Origin of the sequence: Stenotrophomonas sp. 610A2 (assembly GCF_030549615.1) — a bacterium.
Lineage (GTDB): Bacteria > Pseudomonadota > Gammaproteobacteria > Xanthomonadales > Xanthomonadaceae > Stenotrophomonas > Stenotrophomonas pigmentata.
The window spans coordinates 3896093-3915236 of sequence record NZ_CP130832.1 but is presented as its reverse complement, the minus strand read 5'-3'; the positions used below and the strand labels follow the sequence as shown (position 1 = coordinate 3915236).

General features: G+C 63.9%; 15 protein-coding genes. 9 read left to right on the top strand and 6 right to left on the bottom strand.

The genetic code is table 11. From position 1 onward, the window contains the following. Positions 1–23 precede the first annotated feature (23 nt). From Q5Z11_RS17340 to Q5Z11_RS17325, 4 genes are read left to right on the top strand one after another with little or no spacing between them, the layout of a single operon-like run. A complete protein-coding gene (locus tag Q5Z11_RS17340; protein ID WP_303747552.1) occupies positions 24–1283 on the top strand; it encodes a TlpA disulfide reductase family protein in 1260 nt (419 codons plus the stop codon). Next, positions 1267–3387: a protein-disulfide reductase DsbD family protein gene (locus tag Q5Z11_RS17335; RefSeq protein ID WP_303747551.1), complete on the top strand. Its 2121-nt coding sequence runs from the start codon at positions 1267–1269 to the stop codon at positions 3385–3387. Before Q5Z11_RS17340 ends, Q5Z11_RS17335 begins: the two co-directional genes overlap by 17 nt. A 55-nt stretch (positions 3388–3442) precedes the next feature. Further along, complete coding sequence (locus Q5Z11_RS17330) at positions 3443–4798, top strand: M16 family metallopeptidase (protein ID WP_303747550.1); 1356 nt, start codon at positions 3443–3445, stop codon at positions 4796–4798. Further along, positions 4795–6138 (top strand): M16 family metallopeptidase, encoded by a 1344-nt coding sequence (locus tag Q5Z11_RS17325; protein WP_303747549.1) that lies wholly within the window; start codon positions 4795–4797, stop codon positions 6136–6138. Before Q5Z11_RS17330 ends, Q5Z11_RS17325 begins: the two co-directional genes overlap by 4 nt. Before the next feature lie 78 nt (positions 6139–6216). Here Q5Z11_RS17325 and gloA read toward each other — a convergent pair whose 3' ends face one another. Continuing rightward, complete coding sequence (gene gloA / locus Q5Z11_RS17320) at positions 6217–6744, bottom strand: lactoylglutathione lyase (protein WP_303747548.1); 528 nt, start codon at positions 6742–6744, stop codon at positions 6217–6219. A 391-nt stretch (positions 6745–7135) separates the two neighbouring features. Here gloA and Q5Z11_RS17315 point away from each other — a divergent pair, with 391 nt between their 5' ends. The 4 genes from Q5Z11_RS17315 to Q5Z11_RS17300 all read left to right on the top strand — a co-directional run bounded on the left by Q5Z11_RS17315 (position 7136) and on the right by Q5Z11_RS17300 (position 12945). Beyond that, positions 7136–7573, top strand: a complete 438-nt coding sequence (locus Q5Z11_RS17315) for a CopL family metal-binding regulatory protein (RefSeq protein ID WP_303747547.1) — start codon at positions 7136–7138, stop codon at positions 7571–7573. Positions 7574–7669: 96 nt separating this feature from the next. Continuing rightward, positions 7670–10384 (top strand): TonB-dependent receptor, encoded by a 2715-nt coding sequence (locus Q5Z11_RS17310; RefSeq protein WP_303747546.1) that lies wholly within the window; start codon positions 7670–7672, stop codon positions 10382–10384. 57 nt (positions 10385–10441) lie between these two features. Further along, on the top strand, positions 10442–11134 hold the full coding sequence (locus tag Q5Z11_RS17305) for a PepSY domain-containing protein (RefSeq protein WP_303747545.1): 693 nt from the start codon (positions 10442–10444) through the stop codon (positions 11132–11134). Further along, the gene (locus Q5Z11_RS17300) at positions 11131–12945 is read left to right on the top strand and encodes a 2Fe-2S iron-sulfur cluster-binding protein (protein WP_303747544.1); all 1815 of its coding nucleotides are present in this window, start codon (positions 11131–11133) and stop codon (positions 12943–12945) included. Before Q5Z11_RS17305 ends, Q5Z11_RS17300 begins: the two co-directional genes overlap by 4 nt. A 355-nt stretch (positions 12946–13300) precedes the next feature. On the opposite strand, the gene Q5Z11_RS17295 is transcribed toward Q5Z11_RS17300, so the two are convergent. The 5 genes from Q5Z11_RS17295 to Q5Z11_RS17275 form a co-directional block, all read right to left on the bottom strand. After that, on the bottom strand, positions 13301–13840 hold the full coding sequence (locus Q5Z11_RS17295; RefSeq protein ID WP_303747543.1) for a DUF411 domain-containing protein: 540 nt from the start codon (positions 13838–13840) through the stop codon (positions 13301–13303). 59 nt (positions 13841–13899) lie between these two features. Continuing rightward, positions 13900–14199: an EF-hand domain-containing protein gene (locus tag Q5Z11_RS17290; protein WP_303747542.1), complete on the bottom strand. Its 300-nt coding sequence runs from the start codon at positions 14197–14199 to the stop codon at positions 13900–13902. A 61-nt stretch (positions 14200–14260) separates the two neighbouring features. Then, positions 14261–15382, bottom strand: a complete 1122-nt coding sequence (locus Q5Z11_RS17285; RefSeq protein ID WP_303747541.1) for a copper resistance protein B — start codon at positions 15380–15382, stop codon at positions 14261–14263. Next, a complete protein-coding gene (locus Q5Z11_RS17280; protein ID WP_303747540.1) occupies positions 15379–17181 on the bottom strand; it encodes a copper resistance system multicopper oxidase in 1803 nt (600 codons plus the stop codon). Before Q5Z11_RS17280 ends, Q5Z11_RS17285 begins: the two co-directional genes overlap by 4 nt. A gap of 120 nt (positions 17182–17301) precedes the next feature. Next, positions 17302–17673 carry a hypothetical protein gene (locus tag Q5Z11_RS17275; RefSeq protein ID WP_303747539.1) on the bottom strand — a complete coding sequence of 124 codons (372 nt, stop codon included), beginning with the start codon at positions 17671–17673 and terminating at the stop codon, positions 17302–17304. A 344-nt stretch (positions 17674–18017) separates the two neighbouring features. Between Q5Z11_RS17275 and Q5Z11_RS17270 the strand changes: the two genes are divergently transcribed. Further along, entirely contained in the window at positions 18018–19139 is a 1122-nt protein-coding gene (locus Q5Z11_RS17270) for a PLP-dependent cysteine synthase family protein (RefSeq protein WP_303747538.1), read from the top strand. Positions 19140–19144: the final 5 nt, after the last annotated feature.

Below are 19144 nucleotides of genomic sequence, written 5' to 3'. Positions count from 1 at the left end.
CTGCATCCATTGCAAGGAAATACATGAAATCCATCGCCAACACCCTGCGCGCCTGCCTGCTGGCCAGCGCGGTCGTTGCTGCACTCGGCCTCACTGCCTGCAGCCAATCGCAATCCCCGCCTGCCGCTCCAGGCCTGGACGCCGCCGCCGCGCCCGCAAGCAGCGGTGCGTACAGCATCCGCGGCACGCTGCCGGGGCTGGCAGATGGCACCGAGCTCAAGCTGCTGGTGCCGTCGGCGGCGACCGACCCGCTGCATGTTGAGCCGGTGGCCACGGCCACCGCGCAGGGCGGCGCCTTCGTTCTCAGTGGTGAGGTCAAGCAGGCCGTACCGGCGGTACTGATGGTGGGTAATCAAGGCTCGGTGAAGCTGGTGCTGGAGCCGGGCGAGCTGCGCATCGGAGCCGGCGCGCTGGGCCCGGTGGCCAAGGGCGGCATTCTGACCGAGCGGGTTTACGGCTATCTGGAAGATCCAGCTTACGTGGCCGCCTACAATGCCAACCGCGAAGCCAACCACAAGGCCTTCGACGGCGTCGATGAAAACGACGAAGCGGCGATGAAGGCTGCGCGCGATTCGGTGGCTGCGCCGTTCGCTGCCCTGGCCAAAGTCAGGAACGACTACGACGCGGTCATCCTCGACGGTGCCGAGCCGACGCTGCTCAAGCTGTTGGTGCTGAGCGAAAACTACGATTGGAAGCGCTACGACGTGGCCCGTCGTGCGCAGCTGCTGGCCAGCTACAAGCAGGAGCTCGGCGCGCATCCCTTGATCGTGCAGATGGAGCAGGCGGCCGCCGACTACGCCAAGACCCAGCAACTGGCCGAGAAGTTCGGCCCGGGCAAGCCTTATGCCGACATCGAAGCGGTCGGCGTGGACGGCAAGGTGGTCAAGCTGTCCGAGGTGCTGGCGCGCAACAAGCTGGTGCTGCTCGATTTCTGGGCGTCCTGGTGTGGCCCGTGCCGTGGCGAGTTCCCGCATCTGCTGAAGGTCTACCGCGAGTTCCATGCACACGGCTTCGAGATCTACGCCGTGTCACTGGATGAAGACAAGGCGGACTGGACCAAGGCCATGCAGGAAGAGGGCGGCAGCAATGATCTGCCGTGGATCAACCTGCAGGCGCCGGGCTTCGAGGACAATGCCGCGCAGACCTATGGCGTGGTGCAGTTGCCGCAGAACTACCTGATCGCCGGTGACGGCACCATCGTCGGCGTCGGCATGCGCGAGTGGGACGTCGAGCGTGCAGTGCGCGCGCAGATCAAGAAGGTTGAAGATGCGCCTGCACGTTGATGTCATCCGCCGCGCCGCGCTGAGTGCATTGCTGCTGCTCGGCGTGCTGCTGCCTGGCAGCGTGCTGGCGCAGGTGCAGGCCGAGCTGGTAACTGCGCAGCGCTCGGTGCAGCCTGGGCAGCCGCTGCAACTGGCCCTGCGCATGCAGCACGATCCGCATTGGCACAGCTTCTGGAAGAACGCCGGTACCGGCCTGCCGACCAAGTTGATGTGGGAGCTGCCGCCGGGCTGGACCGCCGAGGCGATCCAGTGGCCAACACCAATTCTGGTCCGCGACCGCGAAGGCAACATCACCGGCCACGGTTACGAAGGCCTGTCGTATCTGCCGGTGCGGCTGATCGCCCCGGCTGACCTGAAGCCGGGTAGTGCGGTCGAGCTGAAGGCGCAGGCACGCTGGCTGATGTGCGAGACCGTGTGCATCCCGGGCAAGGCGACAGTCAGTTTGAGTGTGCCGGTCAGCGCGGATCCGCCAGAGCCCGATGCCGATGTGCAGACGGCGCTGGCGGCATTGCCGATGCCGAGCTCCAGCGAAGGCTGGCAGCTGGCGGCGACCCGCGAGCAGGGCGACCTGACCCTGCGCGTGGCTGCACCGGCCGATATCGCCGAATTGCACTTCTTCCCGGCCGACGAATTCGTTTCCTACAAGGTGCCGCAGACCATCGGCAATCGCGGTGCACGCGCCTTGCTGAAGCTGCCGCTGGACCCGGCCGAGACCATGCCGGCCGATGCGGCGCTGCGCGGCGTGCTGGCCTATACCGATGCACAGGGCGTCTACCGTGGTGTCAGCATCGAGTTGCCGTTCGTGGCCGAGGCCGAGGCGACTGCCTTGGTCGGCACGGCCGACCTGGCTGCGGTACCGGCTTCGGCCACAGGCAATGATGGCGCGCAGTTGTCGCTGTTGGTGTTGCTGTTCGCAGTGCTCGGCGGGCTGATCCTCAACCTGATGCCCTGCGTGTTCCCGGTGCTTGGCCTGAAGGTGGTTGGTTTCATCGAGCAGGCGGGTAACGACAGGCGCAAGGTCAGCCTGCATGCGCTGTCGTTCACCGCTGGCGTGCTGTTGTCGTTCTGGGCATTGGCCGGCGTGCTGGCGGTGTTGCGCGAAGGCGGGCAGCAACTGGGCTGGGGCTTCCAGCTGCAGTCGGCGTCGTTCGTGTTCGTGCTGGCGCTGGTGATGCTGGCCTTCGCGATGAACCTCAGCGGCGTGTTCGAGGTTGGCATGCGTGCCACCAGTGTTGGCTCGGGCCTGCAGTCGCGCAGCGGCGTAACCGGCAGCTTCTTCAGCGGCATGCTCGCCACCGTGGTGGCAACACCGTGCAGTGCACCGTTCCTGGCACCTGCGCTGGGTGCAGCGCTGGCCTTGCCAACGGCACAGTCGTTCGTGGTGTTCACTGCGATCGCGCTGGGGCTGGCGCTGCCGTACCTGCTGCTGTCGGTATTCCCGTCGCTGGTCAAACTGTTGCCGCGCCCGGGCGCGTGGATGGAAACCTTCAAGCAGCTGATGGCCTTCCCGCTGTATGCCACCGTCGGCTACCTGCTGTGGGTGCTGGCCGGGCAGTTGCACGAAGCGGCCCTGCTCAATGCCTTGCTCGCATTGTCACTGCTGGGTTTCGGTCTGTGGCTGTACGGCCGCGGCACCCGTCCCGGTGCACGCGGTAGCCGCGCAAAGCTCAGTGCGGTTGCCGGCGTGCTGGTGTTGGCTGCGGCGGTGCTGTTTGGCTGGCCGCGTGCAGCGGCACCTGAGGCGCTGCAATGGGAAACCTGGAGCAGCGAACGCGTGCAGAAGCTGCAGGCCGAAGGTCGCCCGATCTACGTCGATTTCACTGCGCGCTGGTGCGCTACCTGCCAGGTCAACAAGAAGGTGGTGTTCGCCGCGGCACGGGTGAACGACTATTTCCGCGACAACGAGGTGGTCGCGTTGAAGGCCGACTGGACCAATGCCGATCCACTGATCACCGCCGAGCTGGAACGTTGGAACCGCAGCGCGGTGCCGTTCAACCTGGCCTATCCGGCCGGTGGCGGCCCGCCGCGCGAACTGCCCGAGGTACTCACGCCGGAGATCGTGCTCTCCGCGCTGGACAACGCTACCCCACCAGGACGGGATTGAACTCCCGCCCCGACTTTCCCCGCGCCTCCGGGCGCATCTAGAGAGAACGCAACGCATGATTTCGCAACGCCTGTTGTGCGCCGGCCTTGCGCTGGGCTTGATGGCAGCTGCTGCCTCGGCCGAGCCGGTCAAGGTCAATGGCTTCACTTACGTAAAATCCGCCGATGGCATCGACGAGTACCGGCTCGACGCCAATGGCTTGAGCGTCCTGCTGCTGCCCAACCACGCCGCACCGGTGGTGACCTTCCAGATGACCTACCGGGTCGGTTCGCGCAACGAGGTGACCGGTACCACCGGCGGCACCCACCTGCTCGAGCACCTGATGTTCATGGGCAGCACCAACTTCGACGGCGAGAACAACGTCGATACCTACCTGGACCGCGTCGGTGCCGGCTTCAATGCAACCACTTCGCTGGATCGCACCAACTACTACGCCACGCTGCCGCCGGCCGCGCTGGACGGTTACATCGCCATCGAGGCCGACCGCATGCGCGGCCTGCTGCTGCGCGAGAAGGACCGCCAGAGCGAAATGACCGTGGTGCGCAACGAATACGAGCGCAACGAGAACAATCCCAATGGCGCCTTGATGAAGCTGATGTGGGCGACCGCCTACAACGCGCATCCGTACCACCATCCGGTGATCGGCTGGCGCAGCGATATCGAGAAGGTGTCCATCGAGAAGCTGCGTGCGTTCTACGACACCTTCTACTGGCCGAACAATGCCACCGTCACCGTGGTCGGCGATATCGACAGTGCCAAGGTGTTGGCCAGCATCGGTGAGAAGTTCGGCAAGGTGCCGCGCTCGCCGCATGCCATTCCCGAGGTCTACACCACCGAACCGGAGCAGCAGGGCGAGCGTCGGGTGACGCTGCGTCGTGCTGGTGAGACCGGCACGGTGATGATGGCGTACAAGGCCCCGGCCGGCCTGGACAAGGACATTCCCGCACTGAACGTGCTGGAGCTGGTGTTGCAGGGCGGCCGCAGCGCCCGCCTGCAGCGTGCGCTGGTGGACACCAGCAAGGCGGTGGCGGTATCCGGCGGCATGTACCAGCAGCGTGATCCCAGCCTGTTCATGCTGAGCGTGGCGCTGGCCCCGGACAGCAAGCACGAAGAGATCGAGAAGATCGTCCGCGACGAGATCGCCAAGGTCGCCCGCGATGGCGTCAGCGTCGAGGAAATCAAGCGCGTGCTTGGTCCGTACCGCGCCGAGGAAGCCTACCGCCGCGATGGCACCGATCAGGCCGCCGATGCGCTCAACGAGTTCATCGCGATGGGTGATTGGACCCTGTATTCCAGCGCCCTGAAGGATCTTGAGAAAGTCACCCCGGCCGACGTGCAGCGCGTCGCCGGCAAGTATTTCACCGCAGAGCAGAGCACGGTTGGCTGGTTCGTGCCGGAGAGCAGCAAGTGAACAACGCAAAACGCATTCGACTGATTCCGCTGGCTCTGGCTGCACTGTCCAGCCTTGCCGCATTCGCCGCCCAGGCCGGTGTTGCCGACAGCGCCGTGCACGCCAAGGCCGCGGGCATTGACCTGATCGTCTACCCGATGGGGGTCAAGGACGTGGTCACCTTCACCGGCTCGATGCCGCTGGGTGATGCCTTCCTCGCCGCCAAGGCCGACAACCCGGCGGTGCCGACGCTGACCGCGATGCTGCTGGAAGCCGGCACCACCCGCCGCGACAAGTTCGCCATTTCCGACACGCTCGATGGCATCGGTGCGCAGTTGTCTTTCAGCCCCAGCGCGGCGCGCATCGGGATCTACGGCAAGAGCCTGAAGCAGGATCTGCCGACCGTGCTCGACCTGCTCGCAGAGCAGCTGCGTGAGCCGTCCTTCACCGCCGATGAACTGACCAAGGCCAAGGTGCAGCTGGAAGCGGCATTGCGCCAGGCCAGCGACAATCCGGGCACGATGGCGCGTGAGACGATGATGCTCAGCATCTTCCCCGCCGGCAGCATCAACGCACCGGTACCGCGCGAAGCCATGCTCAAGGCGGTGCCGCAGGTAACGCTGGAGCAGATCAAGGCCTTCCACGCCAAGTACTACGGCCCGGCGCACATGACCCTGGTGTTTGCCGGTGACGTCGATGCCAAGGCGATTGAAACCGCGGTTGCACACGGCTTCAACGGCTGGAGCGGCGGCGTGGACTATCTGCGTGATGCTCCGGCACGGCTGCCGGCCAAGGCCGCCGAGCACAGCATCGCGATGAAGGACAAGGCCAGCGTCAGCGTGTTCCTGGGCCAGGCCACCGGCCTGCGCTACACCGATGCCGACTACCTGCCGATGACGGTGGGCGTGGACGTACTCGGTTCAGGCTTCACCGGTCGCCTGATGGCGGCGGTGCGGGCGAAGGAAGGCCTGACCTACGGCATCGGCGGCAATCTGCTGGGCAGTGATTACATGGACGGCGGCCTGGGCATCAGCACCACGTTTGCACCGGAGCTGATGGACAAGGGCATCGCCAGCACCCGCCGCGAACTGCAGCGCTGGTGGAAGGACGGCATCACTGCCGAAGAGCTGGACGCACGCAAGCAGGCGATGGTCGGCAGCTACCAGGTTGGCCTGGGCAATACCGACGGCATGTCGGCCGCGATCATCGGCACGGTTGAGCGCGGTGTTGGCCTGGCATGGCTGGACAACTACCCGCAGGCGATCCAGTCGGTGACGCTGGAGCAGGTCAATGGCGTGATCCGCAAGTACGTGGATCCGCAGAAGATGGTGCTGGTCAAGGCCGGCACCTTCACCAAGTAAGTCGATCTCTGCCAAGTGGTTCGACACCAACAAACGCCGGCTTATGCCGGCGTTTGTTGTTTCAAGACCATGCGCTGGTCAGGCGCGCACGCTATTGGAAATGATCTCAACCCAATAACCGTCCGGGTCCTTGATGAAGGCCAGGCTCTTCATGCGGCCATCGCTGAGGCGCTTCTGGAACGGCACGCCCAGCTCCTCGAAACGGGCACAGGCTGCTTCCAGTTCCGGCACCGAGACGCAGATGTGGCCGAAGCCGCGCGGGTCGCTGTTGCCGTCGTGGTAGACCGGGCCTTCCTGGTTCTCGGTGCCATGGTTGTGGGTGAGTTCCAGCACACCGGGAATGCCGGCCATCCACAGGCGGCGCTCGGCATCGTCCTGCGGCACCTGCACGCCGGTAGGCACATAGGCCAGGAAGTACAGGCTGAACTGCGCCTCGGCGAAATCACGCTGGTCGATCAGCTGGAAGCCAAGCACGCGGGTGTAGAAATCCAGCGAGGCGCGGATGTCCTTGACCCGCAGCATCGTGTGGTTGAACACGAAGCCATTGGTTTCGGTCGGCACCTGGGCAGCGACGCCAGGCTGTTGAGCAAGGGTTTGAAGGCTCATGAAAACTATCCTGTTGCGATGAATGGGGGGGGCGGGTGCGCTGCCGTGGCAGCGTAACGCTCATGCAAAAAGTTGCATTTCAAATCGCTAGCCCAGCTTGCATGCGTCGATACAAAAAATCATCAACGGCATACCTTCCACGGCTAGGCGGCTGCGCGCGCGCTGGCTATGCTGCGTCGCAGGATAGTCGTTGTTCCCCTGTTTTTGATGAAGCGCGCATGCATCGCCTGATGTGCGCTGGGAGTGACGCTGGCGCAAGGCCTGCGCGGATTGTTGGCAGGGAATGCCACCACGGACGGAGCCATGACGTGAGCAACGGCGGTTGACAAGGTTTCGCTGCTCGCGTTATTCATTGTATGTATATACAAATAAAGAGGCTGTCCGGAACTTCATGTCCTACCGTGTGTGGCTGCCGTTGCTGCTGATGCTGGTGCTCGCCGTCGAAGGCGTGCTCGGTGCATGGGCGAGCACGCGCATGGTGCTGCATGCGGACCGGGCTCCGTCGGTTGCCGGGATCACCCGCGCGGCCAGTGCCAGCTGCAATCCGGTTCGAAGTGATTTGGTGAATCGCACGTCGGCAGCGCCGGGCGCAACAGCTGGCAGCGGCCACGACGAGCACGCTGGCAAGTCGACTTCCAGCCATGCCGATGACTGCAGCTGCGCTGACAGCGTCGGCTGCGAATGCCTGTGTGTGTTCACCATCTATCCCCCCGCGACGGCGCTGTTGTTCGCCGGTGCGCATCCGCCGGTATCTGCCGATACGCCATTGCCGGCGCTGGTATTGCCGGCGGGCAGGCTGTCCCGCGTCTTCCGACCTCCCATCGTCTGAGCGGTTGTTCTCGCGTCACCACGACGTAGTAGTGAACCGTGCTCGCGCCCGCGACCGCGGCTATCGCCCCGAGACAGAATCCCAGCGAGAGAGAACATGTATTTGAAGCCCCAAGCCTTGGCTGCGGCCATTGGCACGCTGCTGTGTGCCACCGCCGTCCACACCGCCAACGCGCAGGACGCGCAACCCCCGAATGAAGCCGCCCGCACGCTGGATGCCGTGCAGGTCACCGGCAGCCACATCAAGCGCGCGCAGTTGTCGGGCGTAGGCCCGGTCAGCGTGATCGACGCACAGGCCATCGAACGCTCCGGTGCCACTTCGGTGGACACGCTGCTGCAGCGCCTGCCGGCCTCGGCCGGTTTTGCCGGCAGCCAGAGCAATGCCTACTGGGCCGAGAATGGCTATGGCACCACCCAGGTCAACCTGCGCGGCCTCGGCATCAACCGCACCCTGGTGCTGCTCAATGGTCGCCGCATCGTCAATGGCGGTACCGGCGCCAACAGCTCGGTCGATCTGAACATGATCCCGGTAGCGCTGATCGAGCGCGTTGAAGTGCTCAAGGACGGCGCGTCGGCCATCTACGGCGCTGATGCGGTGGCTGGCGTGGTCAACATCATCACCAAGCAGGGATTCGACGGCGCCGAAGCGGCAGTGCGCTACGGCCAGACCACGCGTGGCGATGGTGATGAAACCGCCGTTGACCTGGCCTGGGGCGTCACCAGCGAGCGCGGCTCGCTGATGGCCGGCATCAACTACGCCGAAGGCGGCACGGTGAACATGGCGTCGCGTGCGCCCTGCGGCCTGTCCGAAGTGGACGGCAAGCTGGTGTGCTCGGGCAGTTCCACCACGGTGGGTGGCCGCGCGCTGCTGGCCGATGGCAGCCGCGTCAACTTCAACCAGGTACTGGGCGGCAACGGCGATTTCTACGAACCGTACTCGGCCGCCAAGCACAACTACAACGGCAACCCCACGCTCAACGCGGTCAATCCGATCAAGCGCATCAGCATCAGCGTGTTCGGTGACAACCAGCTCAGCGAGAACACCACCGTGTTCACCGAGCTGATGTACACCAACCGCCAATCCGACCAGCTGGCCGCACCGGGCGGTTTGGGTGTGTACCGGCCGATCAACATCGCCGCCAATCACCCGACCAACCCGACCGGACAGGACCTGCTGTTGCAGCGCCGTCGCCTGGAAGAAGCCGGTCCGCGCCATTTCTCGCAGGAGGTGAATACTTTCCGTGGCCTGGTCGGAGTGAAGGGCCAGTTCGGCACTGGCTGGGACTGGTCGGCGGCCTTGAACTGGGGCCGCAACACCGGCGTTGATGGTTCGGACAACGTCGCCAATCTTGATCGTGTCGAGCAGACCTTGAACCGCAGCGTCTGCAGCCCGGTGCCGGGCGCAGCGATTCCCTGCGGCGACTATCTCGGCTATGGCGATCTGAGTCGCGAAGTGCTCGACTACATCCTCTACACCTCGCGCGATACCGGCGGCAACGAACAGAAGAGTTTCACTGCCAACCTGAGCGGACAGATCTTCGAGCTGCCTGCAGGTTGGGTAGGCTTCGCTGCCGGCGTGGAAGTGCGCAAGGAACGCGGCTGGCGTAATCCCGATCCGTTGACCGTGCTCGGCATCGGCAACACCAACCAGCAGGATCCGATTGCCGGTGAATACACCGCCAAGGAGGTCTTTGCAGAGTTGGCGATTCCGCTGCTGCAGGACAATGTCATCGCTGATTCGCTGTATCTGAATCTGGCCGGGCGTGCCTCGGACTACGATCTGTTCGGCCGCGATTACAACTACAAGGCCGGGCTGGACTGGCAGATCAATCCCTCGCTGAAAGTTCGCAGCACCTATGCCACTGCATTCCGCATCCCGAACATCCCGGAACTGTTTGGCGGCGTGGCCGAAGGCAACCTGACCACCACCGATCCGTGCAGCAACTGGTCGGCGCTGCCGTCTGGTTCCACCGTGCGTGCCAACTGCCAGGCCTATGGCGTGACGGCTGGCTATGTACAGCCGGGTAATACCATCCTCACCACCTCGGGCGGAAACTCGGCGCTGGAGCCGGAAGACGCCACCTCGTTCACCGCTGGCGTGGTGTGGACGCCGGAGTTCCTGTCCGGGCTGACCTTGACGCTGGATTACTACAATATCCGCATCAAGCACGCGATCCAGCGCATCGATGGTTCCACCAAACTGGCCATCTGCTACAACACCCCGGGGCTGGTGCATCCGTTCTGCGATGCCAGCAACTTCACCCGCAATCCGCGCACCGGCGAAGTCGACTTCCTGTCCTCGCAGCCGGTCAATGCCGCCAACGAGCATGTCACCGGCTACGACTTCGGCGCGCTGTATGAGTTCAAGGCAGCCGGCTTCGATGCCAGCGTCAGTGCCGATGTGTCCTATCTGCAGCGCTATGACGTGCGGCCGTACGATGGCGCCGACCTGATCGAATACGCAGGCAAGATCACCGGCGGCCGCGGCAGCTATGCCAAGTGGCGCGGCCTGGTCTCGGTCAATGCCTCGCGCGACCAATGGTCGGGTAGCTGGAGCACGCAGTACATCGGTCGTGCTGATGACATCAACGCGGCACGCGGTGACATCGGTGACCACGCGCCGTCGGTGTTCTATCACAACCTGCAGCTCAAGTACGCGGTGAGCAAGGCGCTGGATGTATCGCTGGGCCTGGACAACGTCTTCGACAAGAAGCCGCCGTTCATCCAGAGCTATACCGATGCCAACACCGATACGATGACCTACGACCTGCTGGGTCGCCGCTGGTACGCACGCATCGGCTACCGCTGGTGATTGGATGCGCCCCGTCGCAGCCGCGGCGGGGCGCTTCATTGAACGAGGACGATGTTGATGAAACCCGCATTCTGGGCACGCCGTGCCCACAAATGGATCGGCCTGGTGATCGGCGTGCAGGCACTGCTGTGGATGCTCAGCGGTGTCTACATGACCGTGGTGCCGCTGGACGTGATCCATGGCGACCACCTCGCACATGTGCATGGCACACCGCTGCCGGCGCAGACTGCGCGCGTTAGCGCCGATGTGCTGGCCACACGCTATCCGCAGATGGAATCGTTTCGGCTCAAGCATGTGCTGGAGCGCGAGGTCTATGAGATTCGCCAGGGCAGGCAGAAATACCTGGTGGATGCCGCCAGCGGCGAGCGTCTGGCACCGATGGATCGCGAGCAGGCCATCGCGCTGGCGCAGTCGCTGTACCAGGGGGAAGGCGAAGTGGAGCGAGTGGAATGGATCACCCGCGCGCCGTCAGAAGTAAAGACGCGGCCGGTGCCGATGTGGGCGGTGCATTTCAGCGGCCGCGGCGACAGCACGCTGTACCTTTCGCCGGACAGCGGTGAGCTGCTAGCACGCCGGCATGATCTATGGCGCGTGTTCGACTTCGTGTGGATGTTGCACATCATGGATTACGAGAACCGCACCGACGTCAACAACACCTTGTTGCGGGTCGCCTCGATCATTGGCCTGGGCTTCGCCCTCAGCGGCATCTGGCTGCTGTTTTACAGCTTCGGCAAGCGGAGGAACGCATGACGCCCTGGATGCGGACCCTGCACAAGTGGGTGGGCCTGATCGTCGGCCTGCAGTTCGTGGTCTGGTTGGGCAGTGGCCTGATGATGAGCCTGCTTGATCCGGACAAGATCGAAGGCAGTGCCCAGCAAGCAGCGGCTGTCGCCAATCCTGCGTGGCCGGCCACGGCAGTGTCGCCGAGCGTAGCGCTGGCTGCAGCCAAGGGTGAGGCGGCAACGCTGGACAGTGGCTGGTTGTTGCAACAGCCGGTGTACCGCCTGCAGTCACCGGAAGGCACCGAGGTCATCGATGCCCGCGACGGCGAGCGCATCAGTATCGATGCGGCGATCGCGGCGAAAGTTGCGCAGGCCGCGTATGCCGGTGATGGTGTCGCAGCCGCGCCGCGGTATCTGGAAAAGACGCTGGAAACCCGGGCCAACCCGGATCCGGTTTGGCGGGTGGATTTCAACGATGCGCAGGACACCAGCATTTATGTCTCCGCGCACAGTGGCCAGGTGATGGAACATCGCAACGCGACGTGGCGGTTGTTCGACATCTTCTGGATGCTGCACATCATGGACTACAGCAGCCGGGTCAACTTCAACAACCCGCTGGTGGTGGGCATGGGTATCGGCGGCCTGTGGTTGGCGCTGACCGGGGTGTGGTTGCTGATCGCCAGTTTTCACCTGCAGGAGTTCATCCCGCGGCGCTGGCGTTCGCGTCGGCAGCTGATGGTCTACGCACCGGGCGGCGCGCATCTGCGTACGGTCGAGGTGGCCAGTGGCGATAGCGTCTACGTGGCACTGGCGCGCGAGGGCATCAATCTTCCCTCCAACTGTGGTGGCGGCCAGAGCTGCGGTCTATGCGAGGTGCGAGTGCGCTCCGGTGCCGGCAAGGCGACGGCGGCCGATCGCGCGCACGTGCCCGAAGCAAAACGCAAGGTCGGCTGCCGGTTGGCCTGCAACCTGCAGGTGGATGAAGATGTCGAGATCGAAGTGGCCGGTGGTGCCAGCCTGTGGACCGAGCACTGGGCCATTGTCGAGAAGGTCGTCGCGGTGACCCCGTTCCTGCGAGAGATCCATCTACGCCCGGAGCAGGCCGCGGATGCGCAGTTCCAGCCAGGTTGCTATCTGCAGCTGCACGTGCCCGAGTACGAGTTGCCGCGCACTGCGGTGTGGTACCCGGCCGAGCATGACGAGGATTGGAAGGCACTGTCCTTGCCTGCGACCCTGCAGAACAAGGCCGCAGTGCGGCGCTCGTATTCGCTGGCAACGCCGATGTCGAACGCGGACGGCGGTTTGGTGCTGCTGGTGCGCTTCAGTCCCGGTTGGCAGGAGAACCGCAAGCATCCGCCAGGCAAGGGCTCGACCTATGCCTATACGTTGCATGAAGGTGATCGTGTTCGCTACAGCGGTCCGTTTGGTGATTTCGCACTGAGCGGCAGTGAGCGCGAGAAGATCTTCATTGGCGCTGGTGCGGGCATGGCGCCGCTACGTGCGCTGATCCAACAGCGGCTGGATGAAGGTGGTGGCGAACGTTTGCATTACTGGTACGGCGCCCGTGGCGAGCGTGATTGCCCCTATGTCGAGCAGATGCAGGAGCGGGCGCATGAGCATGCCAACTTCAGCTGGCACCCGGTGTGGTCGGGGCAGGGAGCCGATGCACGGCGTGTGCATGAAGCGATGCATGAGGATCTATTGAAGCAGCATCCGGATCTGGCCGGATGCGAGTTCTATCTGTGTGGCCCGCCGGCGATGTTGGCGGCAACCAGGCAGCTGCTGCGCAAGCTGGGTGTTGCGGATGAGCGGGTTGCGTTTGATGACTTCAAAATCTGAGTAGTTTCGGGTCTGGCTGTTGCGGCTGCAGATGTCAGAGATCTGCAGCTGTTGCTGTTGTTGCTGTTGTTGTTGCTTTTGTTGTTGCTTTTGCTTTTGCTGTTGCTTCGGCTTCGGCTTCGGCTTCGGCTTCGGCTTCGGCTCTGGATATTCCCTTCTCCCGCTTGCGGGAGAAGGTGCCCGGAGGGCGGATGAGGGGAGCTTTTGACTTTGCTTAGCTAAAAGCTTTCCCTCACCCCAACCCCCGCTCCGCGCCCCGGCCCTTGCGCTGGCGCAAGGGCGTTCGACGGGCAGCGAACCAGTGGTTCGCAAGCTGCCCATCTCACCCCGCAAGCGGGAGAAGGGCTTAAGCAGATCACTCGTGCTTTGAGAACTCGCTCAACGAACCATCATTGCCGAGCAATGCAACCGTAAACGCCTGACGATAACCATCCGGCGATTCCATGCCCGGCGTACCCACCGGCATGCCCGGCAACACGAGGCCACGTGCCTGCGGGCGTTCAGCCAGCAGCTTCTTGATGTCTTCGACCGGCACATGGCCTTCCACCACATAGCCGTCGATCTCGGAGGTGTGGCAGGACATCATGCCGTCACCTATTCCCAATCGCTGTTTGACAGCCATCATGTCGCTGGTGTCATTGAGCTGTACCGGGAAGCCAGCGGCCTGCATATGCTCGGCCCAGCCACCACAGCAACCGCAATTCGGGTCCTTGTGCACAACCACCAACGGCAACGCCTTGGTTGCCGGTGCCGCGTCAGCCGCCTTCGCAGGTGCCGCAGCAACCGCAGCTGCTGCCGTGCTAGCAGTCGACGGACTGGCATTGCAGGCACTGATCAACAAGGTGCCGGCAGCCAGCACCAGCAACGAGAACATCGGTTTCGAACGCATTTTCATGGTCTTGATTCCTTGGTCAGTTCGCCGCAACGACCGCTGGTCGCTGCGGCAGTAGGGCGTCACAGCATCGACAGGCCGCGCTCGAATTCCTTGGCGTCGAGCTTGCCATCACGGTTGCCATCGCTCATGCCGAAGTGCGGCAGCAGCGGGTGATCGCTGGGCAGCTCCTCGCGGCTGATGAAGCCGTCCTTGTTGGCGTCGAAGCGCTTGAACGTTGCCGCAGCATCGGCCTGCGGTGCCTTTGCAGCAGGCTTGGCCGCCGGCGCATGGTGCTCATGACCTGCATGTTGGGCCTGCGCGATGGAAATGGAAGCAAGGGTGATCGCGCCGATCAGTGCAGCCTGGATAAAGAACTTCATCGAATGTATTCCTTGTTGGGAGAGTGGGGATGGCGCCGGCATGCGACGCCACCACTACGAATCAGAACCAGAAGCGCACGCCGGCGACCCAGCGCGACTCACTCACGCCTTCGCCGGCATCACGGTGCATGTCAGCGGTATCGCCGAACGCGCGTTCGTGCACGAAACCCACATATGGCGCGAACTTGCGGGTGAATTCGTAGCGCAGGCGCAGGCCTGCTTCCACGCTGCTCAAGCCCTTGCCGACACCACGGCGCGGATCGTCATCGGCAACGATGCTGGCTTCCACCACCGGCTGCAGGATCAGCCGGTTGGTCAGCAGCACGTCGTATTCGACCTCGAAGGCCAACTCGGCCTTGCGCGGTCCGCCGATATAGGCCATCGCCGAGACCTCGAACTTGTAGGGCGACATGCCCTGCAGGCCGAAGGCTGCGCGGGTCAGGTCCGGCGACTCGCGGCTGTTGTCTTGCCGCACACCGGCCACCACGTCCCACCAGGGCGAGATCGAATGCCCGTACAGCGCATCCACCGACCAGTCGCCGAGCGCGTTCTCGCTGCGCTCGCCTTCGCTGCGTATCCACAGCCGATTGATGTCATTGCCGAACCAGGAGTCGATGCCCCAGGCCTGGCCGCTGCCGTGGGCGTTGTCCCAGGCTTCCAGGTGATCGAACACCACCAGGCTGTTGAACGACGGCGCATGCTCCATCGCATGCGGCTTCAATACCGGGAAGGCATCGTCGAAGTCCTGCTTGGTCGGCGTCGGGATCGGCTCGCGCGGCGTGTCGCTGCTGGTCTGCATGTTGTGGCCAGCATGCGGATCGGTTGGCATTGCATGGCCAGCATGCGGATCAGCTGCTGCGCCGTGGCTGGAATGATCTTCCGCCTTGGGCATTGCATGGCCGGCGTGCGGATCAGCTGTCGCGCCGTGGCTGGAGTGATCCTCTGCCTCGGGCATGGCATGGCCTGCATGTGGATCAGCAGCTTTGGCCTTGCTGTCATGGCCACGGTGCGCGGCATGCGGATCGGCCGGCTTGGTCTTGGGCATGTTGTGCGCGGCATGCGGATCCACTGCTGGCTTTGCTTTAGCGGCATGCCCCGCGTGGCCTGCATGCGGGTCCTGCGCGAAGGCGCTGCCGCTGGCGGCCAGGGCGATGAACAGCAGCGAGTGAGAGAAGGTCTTCATGCGTCGATCCTCACTTCGCGCATCATACCCGCTTCCATGTGGTACAGCAGATGGCAGTGGAAGGCCCAGCGACCCAGCGCATCGGCGCGCACGCGGTAGCTGCGACGTGTGCCCGGCGGCATGTCGATGGTGTGCTTGCGCAGCTGGAACTCGCCGTCGGCGTTTTCCAGGTCACTCCATACGCCGTGCAGATGGATCGGGTGCTGCATCATCGTGTCGTTGACCAGCACGATGCGCATGCGCTCGCCGTAGTTCAACCTGATGGGCTCGGCGCCGGCAAAGGGAATGCCGTCGAAATTCCAAGCGAACTTCTCCATGTGACCGGTGAGATGCAGTTCGATCTCGCGACCGGGCTCGCGTCCATCCGGGTCTTCGAACAGCGAACGCATCGCGCCATAGGTCAGCACCTTGCGGCCGTTGTCGCGCAGGCCAATGCCGGGGTCGTCGAGCTTGGGCTCGGTGGCCGCGGTCTGCATGTCGATCAGCGGGTTACCGGCTTCGCTGGGCTTGTGCTTGGGCGACTTGTCGCCGCCGCCGTGGGCACCGTGGCCCATCGCCGCACCGCAGCCGCCTTCCATGCCCTTGGCACCCATATTGGCGCCACAACCACCTTCCATGCCGGCATGATCGCCATGGCCACCCATGTCATGGCCCATGTCGCTCATGGTCAGCAGCGGACGCGGATCGATCTGCGGAATCGGCGCCTGCAGGCCCTGCCGCGTTGCCAGCGTGCCGCAGGCGTAGCCGGTGCGGCCCATGTCCTGCGCAAACAGGGTGAAAGCGTCTTGGCCGGTCGGTTCGACGATCACGTCGAAGGTCTCGGCCGGGGCAATGCGGAACTCGTCGATGCTGACCGGATGGATGTACTGGCCGTCGGCGGCGACCACGGTCATTTTCAAACCGGGGATGCGTACGTCGAAGTAAGTCATCGCAGAGCCGTTGATGAAGCGCAGCAACACCTTCTCACCACTGCGGAACAGGCCAGTCCAGTTGCCGGCCGGGGCGGTGCCGTTCATCAGGTAGGTGTAGCTGTGGGCATTGATGTCGGAGATGTCGGAAGGCGTCATCCGCATCCGACCCCACATGCCACGGTCGCTGAGCGTCTCGCGCAGGCCGTCCTTGCGGGCGTCGCGCATGAAGTCACCCACCGTGCGCTGGTAGGTGTTGTCATGCATCGGCATCTTCTTCATGCGCCGGAACAGCGCAGTCGGGTCCATGTCGGTCCAGTCCGAGAGCATGACCACGTGCTCGCGGTCAAAGTGATAAGGCGGCGGTGCCAGCGGATCGACGATCAGTGCGCCGTACAGGCCGGCCTGTTCCTGGAACATCGAATGGCTGTGATACCAATAGGTGCCGGATTGCTTGAGCTGGAACCGGTATTGATAGGCCTCACCCGGTGCGATGCCGTTGAAGCTCAGCCCCGGCACGCCGTCCATGTTGGCCGGCAGCAGGATGCCGTGCCAGTGGATGGAGGTCATCTCGTCGGTGAGCGTGTTTGCGACGCGCAGGTTGACCGTATCGCCTTCACGCAGGCGCAGGATAGGCGCGGGCAATGAACCATTGACGGTAATGGCAGGGCGGGTACGGTCGGTGAAGTTGACCGCAGAGCGGCCAATCGCAAGGCTCAGCTCGGTGCCGCGCAGCTCAACCGGCGGCACCGCCATGGCGCTGCCTGAGGCAAAAGCCGGCGGAATGCGCGCCAGGCCGGCACCGGCAACGACGCCGCCAATCGCCAGGCCCTGCACGAAGCGTCGTCGCGACAGTACCGAGCGCGAATCGGAAAGGAAATCAGAAGACATGTGGAACTCCCGGTCACACAGCCGCATCACGATGCGTTGCTGCATGCCCTGAACAGATCAAGGGTGCACCAGGGCGATGGCCTTGGCACAGATATCTGCGGACGCCAGAAGGCGCGGGAATCAGGCGATGGGAGGGCGGTTGAGCTCGCCCGGGGCCACGTCGCCGCGAGAGGGGAGTGCAGGCATCGGCGCCAAGGCATGGCGCATCGGTGCAAGGCGGGTCATCGTGACGCTGGGCAGCATGTTGCAGTGCTGCTGGCAGTCGCAGTGGTCGCCGCTGGCGCAGGGCGTAGTGGCCTTTTCGTGCTGGCAGCAATCATGCGCACTGTCAGCGATGGCAAAACCGGGGTCAGAGTGCGGTTTCGATCCGAAACCGCACTCTGACCCCGGTTTTGCCATCGGCATGGCCATCGCCGTAGCAGACCAGACCGAACCGACCGCACCAGCGATCAGGGTCAGGCACAGCAGCAGGGTCAGCAGGATGCGCGGCACGGGATTCAGGTTCGGAATCAGGGCTGAACCATAGCATTCCTGAGTACGGGCTGGGCTGAATGGTTGGTGAGAAAACCGGGGTCAGAGTCGGGTTTCGCAGAAACCCGACTCTGACCCCGGTTTTCGACCCCGGTTTTCTCACCGGAAATCTTTCAGATCGTCATTCCCGCGAAGGCGGGAATCGCTCTGGCTCTGGCTTTTGCTTGGTCGTGAAGGAAAGGCGGAAGCTGAAGCCAAGTCAAAACCGGGGTCAGAGTGCGGTTTCGCCACGAAATCGCACTCTGACCCCGGTTTTGACTAACCAAGTAGAATCGGCAGCAGCATTCACCTAGAAGTGGCGATCCATGTCCCAGCGTGATTGGGTGGCGGCGGCCATCCACAAGATTGAAGCCGACTACAACCGCTCGGCCGATACCCATCTGATTCCCATCGACCTGCCGGGCTTCCCGGGTATCGATGTCTATCTGAAGGATGAATCCAGCCACCCGACCGGCAGCCTCAAGCACCGGCTTGCCCGCTCGCTGTTCCTGTACGCGCTGGCCAATGGCTGGTTGCGCGAGGGTTGCCCGGTGATCGAGGCCTCCAGCGGTTCCACCGCGGTATCCGAGGCCTACTTCGCACGCCTGCTGGGCCTGCCGTTCATCGCGGTGATCCCGGCCAGCACCTCGCCGGAAAAGATCGCCGCCATCGAATTCCACGGCGGCCGCTGCCATCTGGTGCAGCGCGCCTGCGACTTGAACTGCGAATCCGAACGATTGGCACGCGAAACCGGCGGCCACTTCATGGACCAGTTCACCTACGCCGAGCGCGCTACCGACTGGCGCGCCAACAACAATATCGCCGAGTCCATCTTCAAGCAGATGGCCGAGGAGCCGCATCCGGTGCCGGAGTGGATTGTCTGCAGCCCGGGTACCGGTGGCACCGCCGCCACCCTGGGTCGTTACGTCAGCTACCGCCGCCACGACACCCGCATTCTCTGCGCGGACCCTGAAGTGTCGATCTTCTACGACGGCTACTGCGCCGCACTGGAAGGCCGCGACTGGCGTGACATGACTTGTGAGGGCGGTTCGCGCGTGGAAGGCATCGGCCGCCCGCGCGTGGAGCGCAGCTTCATCCCGACCTGTGTCGATGCGATGGTCAAGGTCAGCGATGCGCTGAGCCTGGCTGCGATGCGCCATGTCAGTGCCACCCTGGGACGCCGCGTCGGTGGCTCCACCGGCACCAACTTCATCGGCGTGCTGTTCGCCGCCCAGCAGATGCGCAATGCCGGCCGTGATGGTTCCATCGTCAGCATCCTCTGCGATGCCGGCGAGCGTTACGCGCACAGCTATTACAACCCGGACTGGTACAGCCAGCAGGGCATCGACGTGGTCGGTGCCGACGCGGTGGTGGCCACGGCCGTGGCCGGGCAGGGCATGCCGGCCCTGCCTTGTGCCTGGCTGGAAGCGTCGCCATATCAGGTCTGATGCCG